The following is a 17,138-nucleotide window of genomic DNA, read 5'->3' on the forward strand; positions in this document are numbered from 1 at the left end:
TTTACGAAATCGTTAGGTTATTGACGAATGTTTTCGCCACCTCAATATCATCACGTATTTGCTCGATCAAAGCATCCACCGAAGTGAATTTAACTTCATCACGTAGCTTGCGCAAGAAAAACACCTGCACTAATTCTCCATAAATTGACTGTTCAAAATCAAATAAATGGACCTCCAAAACACACTTGGTGCCATCTACTGTAGGTCGCCGTCCAATATTAGCAACCCCATATACTACTTGCTGCGATGCAAGGCGGGCTTCGACTGCATAAACCCCTTGCAAAGGAACAGACAAACGTCGAAGACCAATATTTGCAGTAGGAATTCCCCACTGCCGCCCACGTTTTGCGCCATGAACTACCCGCCCACAAATACTGTAGGTTCTACCTAAATACTTGGCTGCAGTATCCAGCTCTCCTGCAGCTAATGCGGTTCTAATTTTTGTCGAGCTAATTCGGTCTTCATTGATACAAAAATCAGAATAAACCACTACATCACAGGCATATTCTGAACTTAGCTGCTGCAGTAAACTCACATCCCCTTCTCTGTTTTTTCCAAAGCGAAAATCTTCGCCCACGAGAAGATGTTTGATGTTTAATGTAGAAAATAAATAATTACGGGCAAATTCAGTTGCCGTAGTTTGTGCAAACGCATCATCAAACTTAATACAATAAACATAGTCAACCTGACAACGACGCAACACATCCAACTTCTCTCTTAAACCAGAAAGCCTTGCTGGGGCATGTTCCTTTTGAAAATATTCGCGCGGTTGGGGTTCAAATAAAATTAAAACTAAGGGAAGATTCAAGGCATGTGCCTTAGCTTTCAAAGTTTTAATTAAATGTTGATGCCCTAAATGAACCCCATCAAAATTGCCAATGGATGCAACCACGCCCTTATCAAAAATAGAAAAATGGTGAATACCACGCAACAATTTCATTGAATCATTCAATCGTTAAACTAAAACGTCATAGTATACTTCTTTTCTTGCTTATTGAGAAATGCTAAGAAAAAGAAACCATCGCAGAACAATGACTATTCCTGTTTCTTGACGATTTGAACTCAAATAAAACGAAAAAGCCGCTGATGCTCCGAATATGAGCATCAGCGACTTCTTCATCCAAAGTAAATAACTATTATTTCTTATTTGGTGTCCGCTATATGAGAACGGACAATTAAGACATCACATTGCGCATTATGCAAAATGGAGTTAGCCGTAGAGCCCAGCAATAAAGAAAGGCCATGCTTGCCATGACTGCCGGTAACAATTAAATCAATATTACGTTCTTTAGCCACTCTGAGTATTTCATTCTTTGTAGAACCAAATTCGATAAAGCGATGCTGCTCATCAACCCCTAATTGATCGCCTAAATCATTTAATTCTTTTTCTGCTTGTTCACGAATAGACAATTCCACTTCTGCAAAGCCTGCAAAACCAGGATAGGCGTATGCGGGAATAGGTTCAACAACATGAACTAAAATCAAATCAGCCCCATTTTCATCAGCAATTTTTTTTGCCTTATGGGCAGCCAATACGCCAACCTCATCAAAGTCAGTCGCAAACAATACCCTCTTATACATCATTTTCTCCTTAAAATACTGATGTCTATCTTAAAGACTAGCAGATTTCTTATGAAATTGTAGCTTTAAATTAGCAAAACAAGTTCACAAAAGTGGACTATCTCGTAAAGCTTAGCTAGCCTTAATTAATGCTCTTGAACTAAATGACTATAAGAAACCAAGAGGGAGAAAGGAATGTTCTTTAAAATTTTTATGGATAAAACCTCTACGAAAAAAATTGATTTTGATGTCAAACTTAAGGAAGCAATCGAAATAATCCGAGAGAATCGATCCATCGTCGCAACACGAGTTTTAGAAGTTCTTGATTCTCAAAGAATTACCGTCAATTCTTTTTTTAATATGGTGCCCAAGCATTATCAGGAGATGCAGGAAGACTTACTCAATGAAGAAAACATTACACTGCCCTCAGATTATCCTCCTTCAGAAGAAGCCGTAAAAATTATTGAAAGTAAATTATCAGGCATTATCTACGAAGATAAACATATCTATTTAAGCTCAGATCGCACTGCAGAGGAAATAGCCAGTACCTTGGTTCATGAAGTATCTCATTTCCTTAATAGCGATATTTTTAGACAGGAAAGAAAAAAAAGCTCAACCCTACTCTATAGATACAACGATGAAGTACGTTCATTTACCGCAGAAAAAATCTTTGCGCTGGATGGTCATTGTATGCTACGTAGCTACACAAGAAAAATTCATGCGCACGTAACTCGAGCTTACCCTGAGTTTGTAGAGCCGGATATGGACACACAAAAAATGGGGTATGTTTATTCTTGGTTTGATACTCCGATGAAGTAGTTAATAACACGCTCGAATTACCGTGGGCAGCTCCAGCCTTAATCACACTTGAGGAGACCTTCAGAGCATGACCGTGGTAATTCAGGGAGATTAGAAAAACACTTACATCAAACTTACTCAACCCCAATATCTTTAGGCTTAAGTTGTTCTTCAGCCTTAGCAATCGCCTTACGGATCGCCTGAGCCTCTTCAGACTGCTGAGGAGCTAACTGAAGTAAACGCTGCCAATAAGCAATAGCATCTTCATAAGCATGACTTACATAAGCATTCATCGCCATCATGGCTAAGGCATCGGGTTGATTCGGGTTATTTTTTAATAAATTAACAAAAATACTCGTAACTTGTTCAGTAAACTGCCGGTTATTTAATACCCATAAACTGTGTGCATAATTAACCGCATATTGTTCATCCTTAGGATCAAACTGATACGCCTTGGCAAAAGCATCTACTGCATTTTGTTTTTCTTCCTGGCCCGTGTACAACCGACCTAAAAGATACCAACCTTTTGCGCTCTTAGGCGTATCATCCAACTTGGCACGTAGCTTAGTGATTAACTCCTGAGGGCTTTTAATCGATTTCAGCATGGCATCTGCTTTCTGCTGTTTTTCTTGGAATTGCAAATAGTCCTGCCATTTGGCAAAACCACCCCAATTGAAATATCCAGAAAATGCCAGGATAAAAATAATTGGGACCAACAATAAGCGAGCAAGCCAATGACGCCTTAAAGGATAAATAATTACCAAACTTGCTAACAGAGTTAGTGTAGCGAGTAGTGCTATTAACCACCATTCATTCATATTAAGGACTCACTAAGATTTCTTTCTTAGCAAAACAAGTTCGCCAAAAAATCAAAAAACCTAAAATTAAAAATAAAGCCGGACCAAACCACAATAAATAAGTTATTGCTTTAACGGGCGGTTTAAACAGAATAAAGTCTCCATAGCGCGCAGTAAGATAATCAGTAATTTCACTGTCGCTCTTGCCTTCCTTCACTAATTGATAGACTTGCCCTCGTAAATCCTTGGCCAACTCCGCATTGGAGTCCGCTAAATCCTGGTTTTGGCATACCAAGCATCGTAAATCTTTTAACAAATGATTAAACTGAGCTTCTTTTTTGGCTGAATCTAAAGGGTACATAGCATTTGCCCAAACACAAGCCGGAACTAAAGCCACCCAGAACAAAATCCATTGCAAGCGCTTCATGCCATTTGCTCCAATTGTTTCATTAAAGGTAAAACTTCTTTTTGCCACAGCTCTTGATTCATAACCCCTGCATGGCGGTAACGAATCACCCCTTTTTTATCAATGACAAAAGTTTCTGGCGCACCATAAACCCCTAAGTCGATTGCAGCACGTCCTTCACGATCTTGCATCACCAACTTATAAGGATTTCCCCATTGGCTTAACCATTGCAGCGCGTCTTCAGGCTTGTCTTTGTAATTTAATCCATAAATAGCCACCCCTTCACGAGCTAATTGCAACATAAAGACTTGCTCATCAGTACAGGCCGCACACCAGCTAGCCCATACATTTAATAAAACAACTTGATTCCGAATATTCTGAGTGCTGAAAGAAGACTCCGGATGATGCAGTTCCGGCAAAGTAAAATCAGGTACTAATTTGCCTACTTGCACTGAAGGCAAATTACGGGGATTTAAAGAAAGTCCACGCCAAAGAAAAATACTCAATAAAACAAAAAGCACTATAGGAATTATTTTCCATCCTATTTTTCTCATGTTAAGGCTCCTGCTGTGTGTCTTTTTTGATAATAACGTCGATCAGTCAAAGCGAAAAAACCTCCCACTAAAATCATAAAACCACCGGCCCAAATCCAGCGCACAAAGGGCTTATAATAAAGTCGAACTGACCAGGAATCACCATTTAAAGGCTCCCCTAAGGCAACATAAATATCTCGGAATGGAGTGACATCAATGGCTGACTCCGTCATTGCCATTTGGCCAATAGTATAAAGTCTTTTTTCCGGGTAAATCACTTTATTTTTGCCCTGATGACTGATTTTAAATTGCGCCTGGGTTCCCTTATAGTTAGGGCCATCTAAAGGTTTCTGGCTTACAAACTCAATCGAGTAACCCACCAAATCAATTGTCTTCCCTGGTTGCATTTGTACATCATCTTGTACGCCATAAGCAGTGGACACGGCGATGCCAATCACCGAAGCCGCAACGCCGAAATGTGCCAACACCATACCCCAATAAGCTTGACCCACCTGAGTAATACCACGCTCTTTAATACGCTTCATCACCGCCTTCGAGGTACTTAACACAATCCAGGTTGCTAAAACCAATCCCAGAAAGGCTGACGCATCAAACTCATGATGTGACAGTAACAATAAAGCACAAGGCAACAGGATACTCAGTACCGCTACACTCCATAATTTCTTGAACACACCTACCCAGCTATCTGCTTGCCATTTTAAATGAATGCCTAAGCCCATCAGTAACAACATAGGAATCATTAAAGGAACAAACACGGCATTAAAATAAGGGGCCCCTACCGATAATTTACCTAAGCCCACACCTTCAACCAATAATGGGTAGACAGTCCCCATGAGCACGGTGAGCATAATGACTACTAAAAACACATTATTTAAGAGTAAGGCGCTTTCACGAGATAGAGGGCTAGGATTATTTGTTGCATGCAGTGTTTGTGCTCGAAATAAGAAGAGTAACAAAGAGCCTCCAATAACCAACAATAAAAAACCTAAAATGAATAAACCTCGTTGAGGATCCACTGCAAATGCATGCACGGAGGTAAGCACTCCTGAACGCACTAAAAAAGTACCGATGAGACTTAAAGAAAAAGCAGCAATTGCTAAAAGCATAGTCCAAGCTTTAAATTGCTGGCGCTGTTCGGTTACTGCCAAAGAATGCAGTAAAGCAGTCCCGACCAACCAAGGCATAAAGGAGGCGTTTTCAACAGGATCCCAGAACCACCAGCCGCCCCAACCCAGCTCACGGTACGCCCACCAACTCCCCAAGGTAATTCCAGCCGTCAAACAACACCAGGCGGCTAAAGTCCAAGGTCTGGTCCATTTAGACCAGCTACTTTCCACTTTTCCAGCCCATAAAGCGGCAATAGCAAAAGCAAAAGCGACCGAAAAGCCAACATAGCCCATGTATAACATGGGAGGATGAAATAAAAATCCTGGGTCTTGTAATAAAGGATTCAAATCACGCCCTTGAGTATTTAATACTTGGAACTGGCGTAAAAAAGGATTTGAGGTCGTTAATAGAAAGAGGATAAAACCAATGCTTAACCAACCTAAAACAACCAGTACGCGCGTACGCATTTCTTTATCTAAACCGGAGCTAAAACAGGCGACCATCACGGACCAGAAACTGAGAATCGCAACCCAAAGCAGCATTGAGCCCTCATGCCCACCCCATACAGCGCATAACTTATAAAACCAGGGTAAGGCAACACTGGAATTACTCATCACATAAATAACAGAGAAGTCGTCTTTTAAAAAACAAATTGTAAGCAGAATATAGGTGAGCGCAATAAATAAAAACTGGGCAGCAACATAGGATTTTGCTGCATCCATCCATTCAGGCCGCTTTAAGTATAGACCAAGTAAGGGGATTACGGCTAAAGCCAAAGAGGCCATTAATGCCAGAATAAGAGAAAAAAGTCCTAGCTCAGCAATCATGAATTCTCCTTGGGTGCTAATGCCGCTTTTACTTCCGGGGGCATATACTTTTCATCATGTTTTGCCAATACGCGGGTTGCCAGCACATGTTGGTTATCAATCAACTGACCTTCTACAACAACCCCCTGCCCTTCACGAAATAAATCAGGCAAAATACCGGTATGGACTACAGTCACGGTTTTGCGCAAATCCGAGACCTTAAACTCTACCTTTAAACCTTCTTTTGCTCGCACCAATGAGCCTTTTTCAACCATTCCCCCCACGCGAATTGCTTGTTTTGCTGGTGCTTGGCCCTCCGCAATTTGGGTCGGGGTATAAAATAAACTGATATTTTGTCTTAAAGCATAGAGAACCAACCCTGCAGCTAGAGATAAGGCAATCAAAGCAGACAATAAAATCAAAAGCTTACGTTTACGAGCTGGATTCATAATTAGCGTTTAAACCATTGTTGTAATTTTTGACGAGTTTGTTTCTTTTTCCATTTCATCCCTAAAAGGTTCATCACTAAGACGACAGAAACTAAACTATAAGCAGGCCAAACATAGATGGAATAACCACCCATCGTTAACCATTCAAAAAACTGACTCACTTAACTTCCCCTTCAAATTTAACCTTAACCCAAGCCTGTCTTTTTTCCCTAAGCAACAGCTCTTGACGTGCTTTTTCCAAAATAATCCACAATGCATATAAGAAAAATCCGATAATACTCAACAGAAGCGGATACAACATACTGCCATCAATCTTAGGTTTCGCAAACACGGATAAGGTAGAACCTTGATGAAGTGTGTTCCACCAATAGACTGAATAATGAATAATAGGCAAATCAATCAAACCGACTAAAGTCAAAATGGCAATGATGCGATCACCATCTTCTTTATTTTTTACTGCTTGATGGGTGGCTAAAATCGCAGCATAGAGTAGTAAGAGAATTAATTCCGAGGTCAGTCGCGCATCCCAAACCCACCAAGCACCCCACATTGGTTTGCCCCAAATGCTGCCAGTAACCAAAGCAAGAAAGGCCATGCATGCCCCAAACTGAGCTACTTGATTAATCAGCAAGCCGGCGATTTTAATTCGCCAAACCAAGAGTAAAACAGCAAGAAACCCCATCCATCCGTAAAGCGCCATAGATAAAAAAGCACTAGGCACATGAACGTAAATAATGCGAAAGGCATCACCTTGTTGGTAATCGGGAGGAGTAAAGGCCAGTCCCCAAACTATTCCTACGATTAAGGTAAAGACCGCACAAAAAGAAAGCCAGGGAAGCAAGCGTCCGGTATATTCATAGAATGATTTCGGCGAAGCCAATTGATATAATATTTTCCACATAGGAATAAAGGAAATCAAAAAAAGACGGATTTTATCATGTAACTGAGCTTTCGCATACTAGGCAATATTGAATCACTCTGCATGACTGATTCGGATCACTCCAGTAATGGCATAAGGCAGGAAGCCTACAGCAATCACCGACATCGCCAATAGTAACGCTAAATAACCATTTACCGGTAAAGATTGCATGGCAACATGCACAGTCCCACTACCAAAAATAAGTAAAGGCAAGGTTAACGGCAAAAGTATTAATGCCATCAGTACGCCCCGCTGATTGCTCCCAGCGCCAAAAGCCGCAACCAAGGCACATAAAAATAATAAAGCCGGTGTACCGCACAGTATAGTCAGGGCCAAAATCCCGGTTTCCCAAGCGCTGAGAGAAAACAAGAGTGCGACTAAAGGACATAAAATTAATAAGGGTGGTAAAAGAAACAGCCAGTGAGCGATTACCTTAGCACCAACCATTAAAGGTATTGAGTGCCCTGAAACCAACCATTGCTCAATCACTCCCTGCTCATAGTCTTGCTGAAATAAACGTTCCGCCGACAATAGCATGGATAAGAGTATGGCCATCCACACCAACCCTGGAGCAATGGTTCTTAATAATTCCACCTCCGGTTTTAGAGTTAACGGAAACATAAACAAGAAAATCAAGAGAAAAAGGCAAGAGTTAACCAAATAGCGGATTTGTCTTACTTGAATTAGTAATTCGCGTTTACATTGATTTGTGAATAAAGAAAGAGCGGAGCTCATAATCGATGCTCCTGGTAAGCTATTGGGTTAAGCGGTAATTTTTGATGAGAAGTCAGGAGAATAGCCCCCCCCTCTTTTCGGTGCTCTTCCACCTTGGTCATAATAAGTTCTAAAGCGCTGTCATCTAAGGCAACTAAAGGTTCATCGAGCAGCCACAATTTGGCCTTAGTCATCCACAAACGTAATAAGCCGACCTGTCTGCGCTGCCCTGCTGATAAGAGCGCGCAGGGATAATCTAAATGAGCTTGCAACTTGAAAAGAGAAACTAGCTCTTCGATCGGTTGTTTTTGATAGTGCAGATCAAATAAACAGTTTTCTCTTAAGGTTAAACTGGGATTTATCCCAGTTTTATGTCCGACAAAACATATTTGCCGTTGATATTCTGCCAAATCCAGATGAATATTTTTTTGAGCAAAACGTATTTCTCCCTCTGCAGGACGATATAAACCAGCGATTACTTTAAGTAAGGTGGTCTTTCCCGCACCATTCGCCCCTTGAAGATGGAGTAAGCCTCCTGCAGGCAAATGAAAAGCAACCTTATTAAGTAAGGGTTGCTCTTGATAATCAAAGCAGAGATTAATTACATCAAGCATGAACATCTTAGTCATTATTAGAAAGTATGCATGGTACTAAAACCATTGTCTGTTGACAATTCACAACGGGGATCCTCCATGTAGCCTAGTCCAAATGGCTCCGGAGAAAATTAGAAAAATCACTAAATATCAGTGTGCTTGCAATTCCGCTGCTTTTTTTAGGATCCAAGCTGTTTGCACTTGCACATATGGCCATTGAACGCCATAATCTGGCTTTATTTATTTGAAAGGACTGTAATGGAATTCTTGAGTCAATATGGTTTATTCCTTTTAAAATCCATCACTGTGGTTGTTGCCTTTTTGGTGGTTTTTGCCGGCTTTTTCTCAATGAGCAGAAAACCTAAAGCTAAATTAGAAATCACCTCGTTAAATGAGCATTATGAACATGTGCATTCACTAATGAGCAAGGAAATTTTTGGTAAGAAATTACCTAAGAAGAAAGGCAAAAAGAAAAAAGAAGCCAAACGCCCCTCACTTTATGTAATTGACTTTCAAGGGGATATAAAGGCATCACAAGTAGAGCAGCTTCGCGAGGAGATTACTGCGGTTCTCTCCGTTGCTACGCCGGAAGATGAAGTTTTAATCCGTTTGGATAGCCCTGGAGGAGTAGTTAATAGCTATGGTTTGGCAGCTTCTCAATTGCAACGTATTCGCGATAGAAAGATTCCACTTACCGTGAGTATTGATAAGATTGCGGCAAGTGGCGGTTATTTAATGGCCTGTGTTGCCAATCACATCATCGCTGCACCTTTTGCAATTATTGGTTCTATTGGGGTTGTGGCCCAGATACCTAATTTCCATCGATGGCTTAAAAATCATGATGTTGATGTAGAGTTGTTAACTGCTGGAGAATATAAGCGTACAATAACTATGTTTGGGGAAAATACTGACAAAGGCCGCAAGAAATTCCAAGAAGATTTGGAAAAAATACATGCTGCATTTAGAAAGTATGTTGCCGCTAACCGTGGGCAACTGGATATGGATGAAATTGCTACCGGGGAACATTGGTTAGCTACGGATGCTTTAGACTTAAAACTTGTTGATAAGTTAGCTACTAGTGATGATTACCTTATTGATAAACTGGCAAGCTATAAGGTATTCAAATTAACCATTCCACCCAAAACCTCTCTAGCAAATAAATTGCTTAAACCCGCCATGAGATTTATGCATCCTTGGGCCTAAGGCAAACCATCCCTACCTCAACGTCCCGTATTACCACTTCGGCTAGTACGGGCTGCATCAGCACCTTTTATTTGTTCCTCGATTCCTTTTGCTGCAATTATTGATTCATCAGCAAATTTGTATTTATTAGTATATACTTAAATCATATTAACTATAGTGATATTATCAAAAGTGGAGAGACAAGCGATGAGCGAGCCAAAATCAAAAATGCCTGATCTCAAAGAGCTGGCATCAATGACAAGTAAATTATTCGGGGATATTAAAACCAGCGTTACCCAGATTATCCACGATTATAAAGAACAGCGCGCACAATCTGATGTAAGTGAAGTGGTTAAACCCGCAGAAACTAAAGCTGCTGACGAATCAAAATTTGAAGAAGAAAAGAAATAATTATACTGCCACTAGAAATTTAAGAACGTGGCTGGTCTGTAAAACTAAGAAAATCTAACCCTCGTCGAATCACCTGGCTTGAATACTGGATCCCGCGGTCAAACCGCGGGAATTCGGAGGGCATATTTAAGACTATTACCCAAACAAATCGGTGGCATTTGAAGCAACCTTTGCTTCGCTTGAGGTTTGACAGCCCATCTTACACGTTACAAGCAATGGGTACATTATTAATGGATAATCACCGATAACAAACAATCAACTTAAACGCTTCACATTGATTACCAAAGCACAGTTCTTGACTACCTATAGTCTTCGTTGCACCAACTTGTATTTCTTTCGCAAAATGTTTCGCCTGCATATATCCCATTCGTCGACAAAAAGAATGAGCGGCACGTGAACCACATTCTTTGTTTTTATCGTAGCACCAATCTACACGATAATGATCAAAACGCGGCACAACATAACGCTTCTCACGATAATGGTAGGATTTAGGAGGTTTATGTGACATATGCGTGACACAACCGATGGTCATAAAGCCATTACAACGCCAGCCCTTACATTGCGCTTTGCTGGATATAAAATTAGTTAAGCCAATATTATAAGCAATAACGCTTTGATTGGCAGACTCATAACCCATCATTTTACAATAGCGATTAGCCACAGCTCTACCGCACTCTTTACCATCAATCGTGCAATAATCTAAACGCTCACCTTGATATGTCGGATGCCAGAAACTACGAAAGGCTTTATTTTTTGCTTCTGCATCTGCATGCGACACGAAGGAACAAAATAAAAAAACTGAAAGTATTAGGTACCGGAAATTGCTCATTAAAACAGCCCATTAGCGATTATGAACACATGTTAGCTTATGCGGCTAAGTGGTACAAGTGGAGAATGAGAAAAGGTGTTAAAGGGTAAATTCATGGCCATCATGGCTATGGACGCATTGTCTCAAACAGCATTACTTTTTGCAGCATTCGTCCCCAAACTACGCAGCTTTGACTGAGAAATCCATAGCGACAATATAATTGGCTGTGTGTAGGAGCAATCAAACCGGATTCGCGCTATCAAAAAACACATATTCCAAATCAAAGTAAGAACTTAAATACTCACCTAAAGCCTGGATACCATAACGTTCTGTAGCATGATGTCCGCAGGCATAGTAATTAATTCCTAACTCTTGCGCCTCATAATAGGTACGCTCTGATACTTCTCCACTTAGATAAGCATCCACACCTAAACGATGGGCCTCTGTAATATAATCTTGAGCTCCCCCACTACACCAAGCGATGCGGCTGACCTTGCGGTTATGGCCCTCAATCATTAGAGGCTGTCGCCCTAATTTGCCGGCTAAAAATTGGTTAAGCTCTTTATTCGTCATCACTGTGGCTAATTCACCAGACCATAGCAAGTTATCAGTCCCACCAACGCGATGCATTTGTATCGAATTAACTTCAAATAGTTTTGCAAGGCAGGCGTTGTTACCTAAATCAAGATGGCAATCAAGAGGTAAATGATAAGCGAGGAGATTAATCTCATGGTTTAATAATTTTTGCAGTCGTTGGCGTTTCATACCCGTAATAACCGATGACTCGCCACGCCAAAAATAACCATGATGTACTAATAAAGCATCTGCCTTCCAATCAATTGCTTGTGAGATCACCTCATCAGAAGCAGTTACGGCAGTACAGATGCGTTTAATCTGTTCTTTACCCTCTACCTGCAGGCCATTAGGCGTATAATCATTAAAACGGTCACAGCTTAATAACTGTTGCAGGTGTGAGGTTAATTCCTTTTGGCTAATCACCGATCAGAAACTCGCTTAATATCCGCACCTAATAGAGAGAGCTTTTCTTCGATACGCTCATAACCTCTATCAACATGATAGATACGTTCTACGGTAGTTTCTCCTTCAGCAACCAAACCAGCTAAAATCAAACTGGCTGATGCGCGGAGATCCGTTGCCATTACAGGAGCACCCGTTAATTTTTCAACCCCGTTAATAATCGCAGTATTACCATTTAACTGGATTTGTGCGCCCATACGTTGTAATTCTTGAACATGCATAAAGCGGTTTTCAAAAATGGTTTCCACAATTGTTGAAGAACCTTCAGCTACAGAGTTCATGGCCATAAACTGAGCTTGCATGTCTGTTGCAAAAGCAGGATAAGGTGCTGTAGAAATATTCACCGCTTGAGGACGCAAATTGTTCATATTGAGGCTAACCCAATCTTCGCCAATGGTTAATTCAGCGCCTGCTTCTTCAAATTTGCATAGTTGTGATAATAAGGTATCAGGACGTACACGTTTTACAGTCACATGTCCACGAGTCAAAGCAGCAGCAGCCAAATAAGTACCGGCCTCAATACGATCAGCCATTACCGAGTAAGTACCCCCTGACAGTGCCTCAACCCCTTCAATTTCAATAATTGAAGTTCCAGCTCCCGAAATCTTAGCACCCATTTGAATTAGAAAATTGGCTAAATCAACTACTTCTGGCTCACGAGCAGCATTTTTAATGACGGTTGTACCTTCAGCAAGAGCAGCAGCCATAAGAATGTTTTCCGTACCGGTTACAGTCACTGTATCAAACATGATGCGCTTACCTTGTAAACGACCACGCTTACAACGAGCATTGATGTAACCATTCTTAACGCTAATGTCTGCACCCATAGATTTTAATGCTTTTAAATGTAAATCAACTGGGCGTGTCCCAATCGCACATCCACCAGGCAAAGACACATCAGCCTTACCGAAACGCGCTAACATGGGGCCTAATACTAAAATAGAGGCACGCATGGTTTTAACTAAATCGTAAGGAGCAACAAATTCATTCACCTGACCGGAATCAACCTGAACATTCATTTTTTCATCAACAATCAAATGAGCGCCTAATTGTCCTAATAATTCCATCATGGTCGTGATGTCTTTAAGATGAGGAACATTCGAAATCGTAACATGGTCACTGGCAAGTAAGCTGGCTGCCATAATTGGTAAAGCCGCGTTTTTTGCACCGGAAATAACTACTTCACCATGTAATGCCTTACCGCCGTTAATTAATAATTTATCCATGTTCTCTCCCCCATTCTTCTTGTGTCCACGTCTCCATGCTAATCGCATGAAGTTTGCCAGTGGTAATTAATTCTTTTAGTTGTGCGTATACCCATTGCTGCCGAGCAACTTTTGACTTATTTAAAAATACATCACTGACTACCGTTACCTTATATTGATAACCGTCCCCGTCCACTTTAACGAGAAAAACCTCGTTAGTAGATCTAAGTTTTTGTTCTATTTCTTCATTACTTACCATTAAAATTAGCTCACAAATTAGAATAAATACAGTTTTCTACCGATTAAATCTGCCTATAGGCTCAGCTTAATCTAGAGTAACGTGATAAAATAACCAAATGAAAAATTTTAGGGACATTCCCAGTGCATTTGACAGCCCTTCCGCGCATGGGCAGAGCTATTTCATAGGCACTCACAGTGTATGTAAATTCCGTCCTTGCGAGGAACGTAGTGACGAAACAATTCAAAGCACGGAACCCTGGTTTGCTTCACTTCGTTCGCAATGACGGCATTGTTTATATATTCTAAAAAATAACATACCCCGGGAACACTAGCCCTTTCTGCCTGATTTGACTCCACCCAGAAAGATAGATTCCGACTGCGCGGGGAGGACACGACTTCTTAGTAATGTCTTACCCTAAACGACTTCCAAAATATCTTTCACACCACAAAAGTCCGCTAGAGACTCAGTCTCTGCAGACATACCGATAATCTCGAAAGTCTTATTATTTTTTTTGCATAACTTTCTGGCTTCGATAAGCAACGCCATCCCGGCGCTATCGCAATGAGTTACCTCGCTTAGATCGAGAACTAAGTGAGTACTTACATTATCCATCAAAGTCTTATTAAGTTGAGCTCGTACCTCAACTACTGATTTGAAACTAAGTTCAAGAGGCTTAAAATGAACTGTTTTCACTTAAGAAGCCCTTTTTAATTGCTTATGCTGCATTTGCTTGATCACTTCATCCATACTGGAGTTTTGCAGTACTTGAGCAAATTGTGATCTAAAGCTTTGCAATAAACTGACACCTTCAACGCTAATGTCATAAATTTTCCATTGGCCGTTTTTATCCACTAGGCTATACGTTAAAGGAATATTTTGTCCTTCACTGCGCACAATTACACTGTTAACCCGAAGAAAACGTGAGTTCGCTGCAGCTCTAAGGGGCAAAAACTGCACTGATTCATCAGAGTATTGAGCCAAAGGACTGGAATAGGTACGAATAACCAAACGGGTAAACTCTTTAGAGAATTGCTCTCGTTGAGAAGCAGAGGCTTTCATCCATGCCTGTCTTCCTAATACGGAACGAGACATACCCGCAACATCAACAATCGGTAATAAATGCTTTTCTACCGCAGTATAAATAATGCCGGGATTACTTTTTAAGTTGGTTTTATTTTCTTTTAAGGTCGCAATAATTTGATTAGCAGTTTGTTCCAACATGGGCACTGGTGAATTTTGAGCCATGATTACAGGAGATAAAATCACACCAATAACAAACAAAATATTTTTTAATATTCTCATGTCCGTACCTTAATTTTATTGTAATTACTTTTTATTAATATTAAATAACAGCTGACCAATTAGATTTTCAAGAATCACCGCTTCTTGAGTCTTAGCAATGACATCCCCATTACGCAAATAAGGATGCTCGCGATTAGCATCATCGTCAAAACCGGGAACGATACTAATATAATTGGAACCAAGCAAGCCTTGCGTTAAAATTCGTGCTGAAGAATCTTCATAGGGTATTTTTTTATCGCTCTGTAAATGCATAGTAACCTTGGCATTCAATTCGCCTGGTTGTAATTCAATATGAGTTACTTCACCAATTTTAACCCCGGCAACCGTAACGGGTGCGCGCACCTTTAAGCCACCTATATCAGTAAAATCGGCCGTTACATTGTAACCCTTATGAGACATAAAATCAGAAATATTACTGACCTTCATTGCCATGACCAGCAGGGCCAACAAACCAAGCAACATAAATAGGCCAACACTCACATCTACATAACGTTGCTTACTCATTTACCAATCTCCAATCATCATTGCAGTCAACAAAAAATCCAGACCTAAAACAGCCAGCGAGGCATAAACAACCGTTTTGGTTGTCGCCTGGCTAATACCTTCTGCTGTAGGCACACACTCAAACCCCTGAAATACCGCAATCCACGTTACAACAAAAGCAAACACCAAACTCTTAATGATACCACTGAGTACATCAATACGAAAATTTACTGCTGCCTGCATATTGGACCAAAAGCTTCCAGAATCTACACCTAACCAATGTACCCCAATAAAATAGCCACCAAAAATAGCTACCGCGGAGAAAATTAATGCCAACACGGGCAAGGTAATAAAGCCTGCCATAAAGCGAGGATAAATAACTCGTCCTAAGGGGTCGACCCCCATCATATCCATACTGGACAATTGTTCGGTCGCCTTCATCAAGCCAATTTCTGCAGTCAATGCTGAACCTGCACGACCTGCAAATAATAAGGCACTAATTACAGGCCCCAGCTCTCTGGCAATACTTAATGCCAACAACTGTCCTAATTGCGTTGCTGCACCAAATTTTTGCAGGGTATTATAACCTTGTAATCCTACCACCATACCAATAAACAAAGCGGAAACAACAATAATCAAACAGGATAAGACACCAACGAAATGTATTTGATAGCGCAGTAAAGGCCCTAATTTGCTGATATTGGGCTTACGAAATAACATCAAAAACAAAAACAAACCAGAGCTACCCAGAGTTTGCAAAGCGCGAGTGCCACGATTTCCCAAACGCATAATTAAATCAAGCATCTAATAGTTCCTCTGTATAAGGACGAGCTGGATAATGAAATGGCACCACACCATCAGCTTCCCCATGCATAAATTGTCTGACCTGAGGTTCTGACGAGCGGACTAATTCTTCAGGAGTCCCCTCCCCTATTATTTTTCCACCAGCGATCAGATAAATATAATCTGCAATAGAGCAGGTCTCTTCAACATCATGAGAGACGATGATGGTTGTCGTATTTAATAATTCATTTAACCGCTTAATTAAACGCACTAAAACACCGAGCGAAATTGGATCTTGACCGGTAAATGGCTCATCGTACATCATCAGCTCGGGATCCAAAGCGATAGTACGCGCTAAAGCAACTCGTCGCGCCATTCCACCAGATAATTGTGCCGGCATTAATTCTGCAGCCCCGCGTAAACCGACAGCTTGCAGTTTCATCAATACAATGTCGCGCACCATAGACTCATTAAGCTGCGTATGCTCTCTTAATGGAAAGGCAACATTTTCAAATACGTTAAGATGGGTAAATAAAGCGGAACTTTGAAAAAGTAAGCCCATATCACGACGCGCATCATATAGTGCTTTGCGAGGCAATTGATGGATGTCTTGACCATTCACCCGAATAGTACCGCTATGAGGCGCCAGCTGTGCCCCGATTAATTGCAATAAGGTTGTTTTTCCAGAACCACTCGGACCCATAATAGCCGTAATTTTGCCTCGTTTCACGGTCATGTTAATGCCATTGAAGATGCGACGACTCTCTCGAGTAAAGATCAGATTATTAATTTCAACCCAATTTTCAGGCATGCTTTCAAGTTCCGGTTATGGCCAAAAGTACAAGTATATACTGGTTCCTGGAAAAATGAGTCTCTTAAATTTAAAAAAAATTAAGCACTTAATCAAATGAAATCATAATGAGCAAATAAAGGACACATTGAGCAGGAGTGGGCGCCCTTTGTATCGAGTTTCGCTGCCAAG

23 protein-coding genes are annotated in these 17,138 nt (G+C 40.8%); 3 read left to right on the forward strand and 20 right to left on the reverse strand.

Going from position 1 to position 17,138, the window contains the following annotated elements; genetic code table 11:
• Position 1 precedes the first annotated feature (1 nt).
• Together ribF and ACD661_RS06090 are read right to left on the reverse strand one after the other, a co-directional pair.
• Positions 2-940: a bifunctional riboflavin kinase/FAD synthetase gene (ribF, locus tag ACD661_RS06085; protein WP_400186938.1), complete on the reverse strand. Its 939-nt coding sequence runs from the start codon at positions 938-940 to the stop codon at positions 2-4.
• Positions 941-1,143: 203 nt separating this feature from the next.
• Complete coding sequence (locus ACD661_RS06090) at positions 1,144-1,581, reverse strand: universal stress protein (protein ID WP_400187234.1); 438 nt, start codon at positions 1,579-1,581, stop codon at positions 1,144-1,146.
• A 174-nt stretch (positions 1,582-1,755) separates the two neighbouring features.
• On the opposite strand from ACD661_RS06090, the gene ACD661_RS06095 reads away from it, so the two are divergent.
• Positions 1,756-2,379 (forward strand): hypothetical protein, encoded by a 624-nt coding sequence (locus ACD661_RS06095; protein ID WP_400186939.1) that lies wholly within the window; start codon positions 1,756-1,758, stop codon positions 2,377-2,379.
• A 113-nt stretch (positions 2,380-2,492) separates the two neighbouring features.
• On the opposite strand, the gene ACD661_RS06100 is transcribed toward ACD661_RS06095, so the two are convergent.
• The 9 genes from ACD661_RS06100 to ccmA all read right to left on the reverse strand — a co-directional run bounded on the left by ACD661_RS06100 (position 2,493) and on the right by ccmA (position 8,724).
• The gene (locus ACD661_RS06100) at positions 2,493-3,176 is read right to left on the reverse strand and encodes a tetratricopeptide repeat protein (protein ID WP_400186940.1); all 684 of its coding nucleotides are present in this window, start codon (positions 3,174-3,176) and stop codon (positions 2,493-2,495) included.
• 1 nt (position 3,177) lies between these two features.
• A complete protein-coding gene (locus ACD661_RS06105) occupies positions 3,178-3,582 on the reverse strand; it encodes a cytochrome c-type biogenesis protein (RefSeq protein ID WP_400186941.1) in 405 nt (134 codons plus the stop codon).
• The gene (locus ACD661_RS06110; RefSeq protein ID WP_400186942.1) at positions 3,579-4,115 is read right to left on the reverse strand and encodes a DsbE family thiol:disulfide interchange protein; all 537 of its coding nucleotides are present in this window, start codon (positions 4,113-4,115) and stop codon (positions 3,579-3,581) included. Before ACD661_RS06110 ends, ACD661_RS06105 begins: the two co-directional genes overlap by 4 nt.
• Positions 4,112-6,049, reverse strand: coding sequence for a heme lyase CcmF/NrfE family subunit (locus ACD661_RS06115; protein WP_400186943.1), 1,938 nt, complete (start codon positions 6,047-6,049; stop codon positions 4,112-4,114). The genes ACD661_RS06110 and ACD661_RS06115 overlap by 4 nt, the downstream gene beginning before the upstream one ends.
• Positions 6,046-6,477 (reverse strand): cytochrome c maturation protein CcmE, encoded by a 432-nt coding sequence (gene ccmE / locus ACD661_RS06120; RefSeq protein WP_400186944.1) that lies wholly within the window; start codon positions 6,475-6,477, stop codon positions 6,046-6,048. Before ccmE ends, ACD661_RS06115 begins: the two co-directional genes overlap by 4 nt.
• A 2-nt stretch (positions 6,478-6,479) precedes the next feature.
• Positions 6,480-6,638: a heme exporter protein CcmD gene (gene ccmD, locus ACD661_RS06125; RefSeq protein ID WP_400186945.1), complete on the reverse strand. Its 159-nt coding sequence runs from the start codon at positions 6,636-6,638 to the stop codon at positions 6,480-6,482.
• A complete protein-coding gene (ccmC, locus tag ACD661_RS06130; RefSeq protein ID WP_400186946.1) occupies positions 6,635-7,378 on the reverse strand; it encodes a heme ABC transporter permease CcmC in 744 nt (247 codons plus the stop codon). The genes ccmD and ccmC overlap by 4 nt, the downstream gene beginning before the upstream one ends.
• A gap of 72 nt (positions 7,379-7,450) precedes the next feature.
• Positions 7,451-8,131, reverse strand: a complete 681-nt coding sequence (ccmB, locus tag ACD661_RS06135) for a heme exporter protein CcmB (RefSeq protein WP_400186947.1) — start codon at positions 8,129-8,131, stop codon at positions 7,451-7,453.
• A complete protein-coding gene (gene ccmA / locus ACD661_RS06140) occupies positions 8,128-8,724 on the reverse strand; it encodes a heme ABC exporter ATP-binding protein CcmA (RefSeq protein ID WP_400186948.1) in 597 nt (198 codons plus the stop codon). Before ccmA ends, ccmB begins: the two co-directional genes overlap by 4 nt.
• Positions 8,725-8,961: 237 nt before the next feature.
• Between ccmA and sohB the strand changes: the two genes are divergently transcribed.
• Both sohB and ACD661_RS06150 read left to right on the forward strand, forming a co-directional pair.
• Complete coding sequence (gene sohB, locus ACD661_RS06145; RefSeq protein WP_400186949.1) at positions 8,962-9,906, forward strand: protease SohB; 945 nt, start codon at positions 8,962-8,964, stop codon at positions 9,904-9,906.
• 186 nt (positions 9,907-10,092) lie between these two features.
• Complete coding sequence (locus ACD661_RS06150; RefSeq protein WP_400186950.1) at positions 10,093-10,296, forward strand: hypothetical protein; 204 nt, start codon at positions 10,093-10,095, stop codon at positions 10,294-10,296.
• 238 nt (positions 10,297-10,534) lie between these two features.
• Here ACD661_RS06150 and ACD661_RS06155 read toward each other — a convergent pair whose 3' ends face one another.
• From ACD661_RS06155 to ACD661_RS06195, 9 genes are all read right to left on the reverse strand, one after another.
• Positions 10,535-11,125, reverse strand: a complete 591-nt coding sequence (locus tag ACD661_RS06155; protein WP_400186951.1) for a hypothetical protein — start codon at positions 11,123-11,125, stop codon at positions 10,535-10,537.
• A gap of 219 nt (positions 11,126-11,344) precedes the next feature.
• Entirely contained in the window at positions 11,345-12,103 is a 759-nt protein-coding gene (locus tag ACD661_RS06160) for a Nif3-like dinuclear metal center hexameric protein (RefSeq protein ID WP_400186952.1), read from the reverse strand.
• Positions 12,100-13,368, reverse strand: coding sequence for a UDP-N-acetylglucosamine 1-carboxyvinyltransferase (murA, locus tag ACD661_RS06165; protein WP_400186953.1), 1,269 nt, complete (start codon positions 13,366-13,368; stop codon positions 12,100-12,102). Before murA ends, ACD661_RS06160 begins: the two co-directional genes overlap by 4 nt.
• Positions 13,361-13,606 (reverse strand): BolA family protein, encoded by a 246-nt coding sequence (locus ACD661_RS06170; RefSeq protein ID WP_400186954.1) that lies wholly within the window; start codon positions 13,604-13,606, stop codon positions 13,361-13,363. The genes murA and ACD661_RS06170 overlap by 8 nt, the downstream gene beginning before the upstream one ends.
• A 396-nt stretch (positions 13,607-14,002) precedes the next feature.
• Positions 14,003-14,281: an STAS domain-containing protein gene (locus ACD661_RS06175; RefSeq protein ID WP_400186955.1), complete on the reverse strand. Its 279-nt coding sequence runs from the start codon at positions 14,279-14,281 to the stop codon at positions 14,003-14,005.
• Positions 14,282-14,890 carry an MlaC/ttg2D family ABC transporter substrate-binding protein gene (locus tag ACD661_RS06180; protein WP_400186956.1) on the reverse strand — a complete coding sequence of 203 codons (609 nt, stop codon included), beginning with the start codon at positions 14,888-14,890 and terminating at the stop codon, positions 14,282-14,284.
• Positions 14,891-14,914: 24 nt separating this feature from the next.
• Positions 14,915-15,394 carry an outer membrane lipid asymmetry maintenance protein MlaD gene (gene mlaD, locus ACD661_RS06185; protein ID WP_400186957.1) on the reverse strand — a complete coding sequence of 160 codons (480 nt, stop codon included), beginning with the start codon at positions 15,392-15,394 and terminating at the stop codon, positions 14,915-14,917.
• Positions 15,395-16,177 (reverse strand): lipid asymmetry maintenance ABC transporter permease subunit MlaE, encoded by a 783-nt coding sequence (mlaE, locus tag ACD661_RS06190; protein WP_400186958.1) that lies wholly within the window; start codon positions 16,175-16,177, stop codon positions 15,395-15,397. It lies immediately after the preceding gene.
• Positions 16,170-16,967 (reverse strand): ABC transporter ATP-binding protein, encoded by a 798-nt coding sequence (locus ACD661_RS06195; RefSeq protein ID WP_400186959.1) that lies wholly within the window; start codon positions 16,965-16,967, stop codon positions 16,170-16,172. Before ACD661_RS06195 ends, mlaE begins: the two co-directional genes overlap by 8 nt.
• Positions 16,968-17,138: the final 171 nt, after the last annotated feature.

Source organism: Legionella lytica, assembly GCF_044626755.1.
GTDB lineage: Bacteria > Pseudomonadota > Gammaproteobacteria > Legionellales > Legionellaceae > Legionella > Legionella lytica_A.

Coding starts and splice junctions, on each gene's coding strand:
- ACD661_RS06100 (WP_400186940.1), bottom strand. CDS start 3,176: ATGAATGAATGGTGGTTAATAGCACTACTCGCTACACTAACTCTGTTA.
- ccmB (WP_400186947.1), bottom strand. CDS start 8,131: ATGAGCTCCGCTCTTTCTTTATTCACAAATCAATGTAAACGCGAATTA.
- mlaD (WP_400186957.1), bottom strand. CDS start 15,394: ATGAGTAAGCAACGTTATGTAGATGTGAGTGTTGGCCTATTTATGTTG.
- ccmA (WP_400186948.1), bottom strand. CDS start 8,724: ATGCTTGATGTAATTAATCTCTGCTTTGATTATCAAGAGCAACCCTTA.
- mlaE (WP_400186958.1), bottom strand. CDS start 16,177: ATGCTTGATTTAATTATGCGTTTGGGAAATCGTGGCACTCGCGCTTTG.
- ACD661_RS06095 (WP_400186939.1), top strand. CDS start 1,756: ATGTTCTTTAAAATTTTTATGGATAAAACCTCTACGAAAAAAATTGAT.
- murA (WP_400186953.1), bottom strand. CDS start 13,368: ATGGATAAATTATTAATTAACGGCGGTAAGGCATTACATGGTGAAGTA.
- sohB (WP_400186949.1), top strand. CDS start 8,962: ATGGAATTCTTGAGTCAATATGGTTTATTCCTTTTAAAATCCATCACT.
- ribF (WP_400186938.1), bottom strand. CDS start 940: ATGAAATTGTTGCGTGGTATTCACCATTTTTCTATTTTTGATAAGGGC.
- ACD661_RS06110 (WP_400186942.1), bottom strand. CDS start 4,115: ATGAGAAAAATAGGATGGAAAATAATTCCTATAGTGCTTTTTGTTTTA.
- ACD661_RS06155 (WP_400186951.1), bottom strand. CDS start 11,125: ATGAGCAATTTCCGGTACCTAATACTTTCAGTTTTTTTATTTTGTTCC.
- ccmC (WP_400186946.1), bottom strand. CDS start 7,378: ATGTGGAAAATATTATATCAATTGGCTTCGCCGAAATCATTCTATGAA.
- ACD661_RS06105 (WP_400186941.1), bottom strand. CDS start 3,582: ATGAAGCGCTTGCAATGGATTTTGTTCTGGGTGGCTTTAGTTCCGGCT.
- ACD661_RS06180 (WP_400186956.1), bottom strand. CDS start 14,890: ATGAGAATATTAAAAAATATTTTGTTTGTTATTGGTGTGATTTTATCT.
- ACD661_RS06115 (WP_400186943.1), bottom strand. CDS start 6,049: ATGATTGCTGAGCTAGGACTTTTTTCTCTTATTCTGGCATTAATGGCC.
- ACD661_RS06170 (WP_400186954.1), bottom strand. CDS start 13,606: ATGGTAAGTAATGAAGAAATAGAACAAAAACTTAGATCTACTAACGAG.
- ccmE (WP_400186944.1), bottom strand. CDS start 6,477: ATGAATCCAGCTCGTAAACGTAAGCTTTTGATTTTATTGTCTGCTTTG.
- ACD661_RS06150 (WP_400186950.1), top strand. CDS start 10,093: ATGAGCGAGCCAAAATCAAAAATGCCTGATCTCAAAGAGCTGGCATCA.
- ACD661_RS06195 (WP_400186959.1), bottom strand. CDS start 16,967: ATGCCTGAAAATTGGGTTGAAATTAATAATCTGATCTTTACTCGAGAG.
- ACD661_RS06090 (WP_400187234.1), bottom strand. CDS start 1,581: ATGTATAAGAGGGTATTGTTTGCGACTGACTTTGATGAGGTTGGCGTA.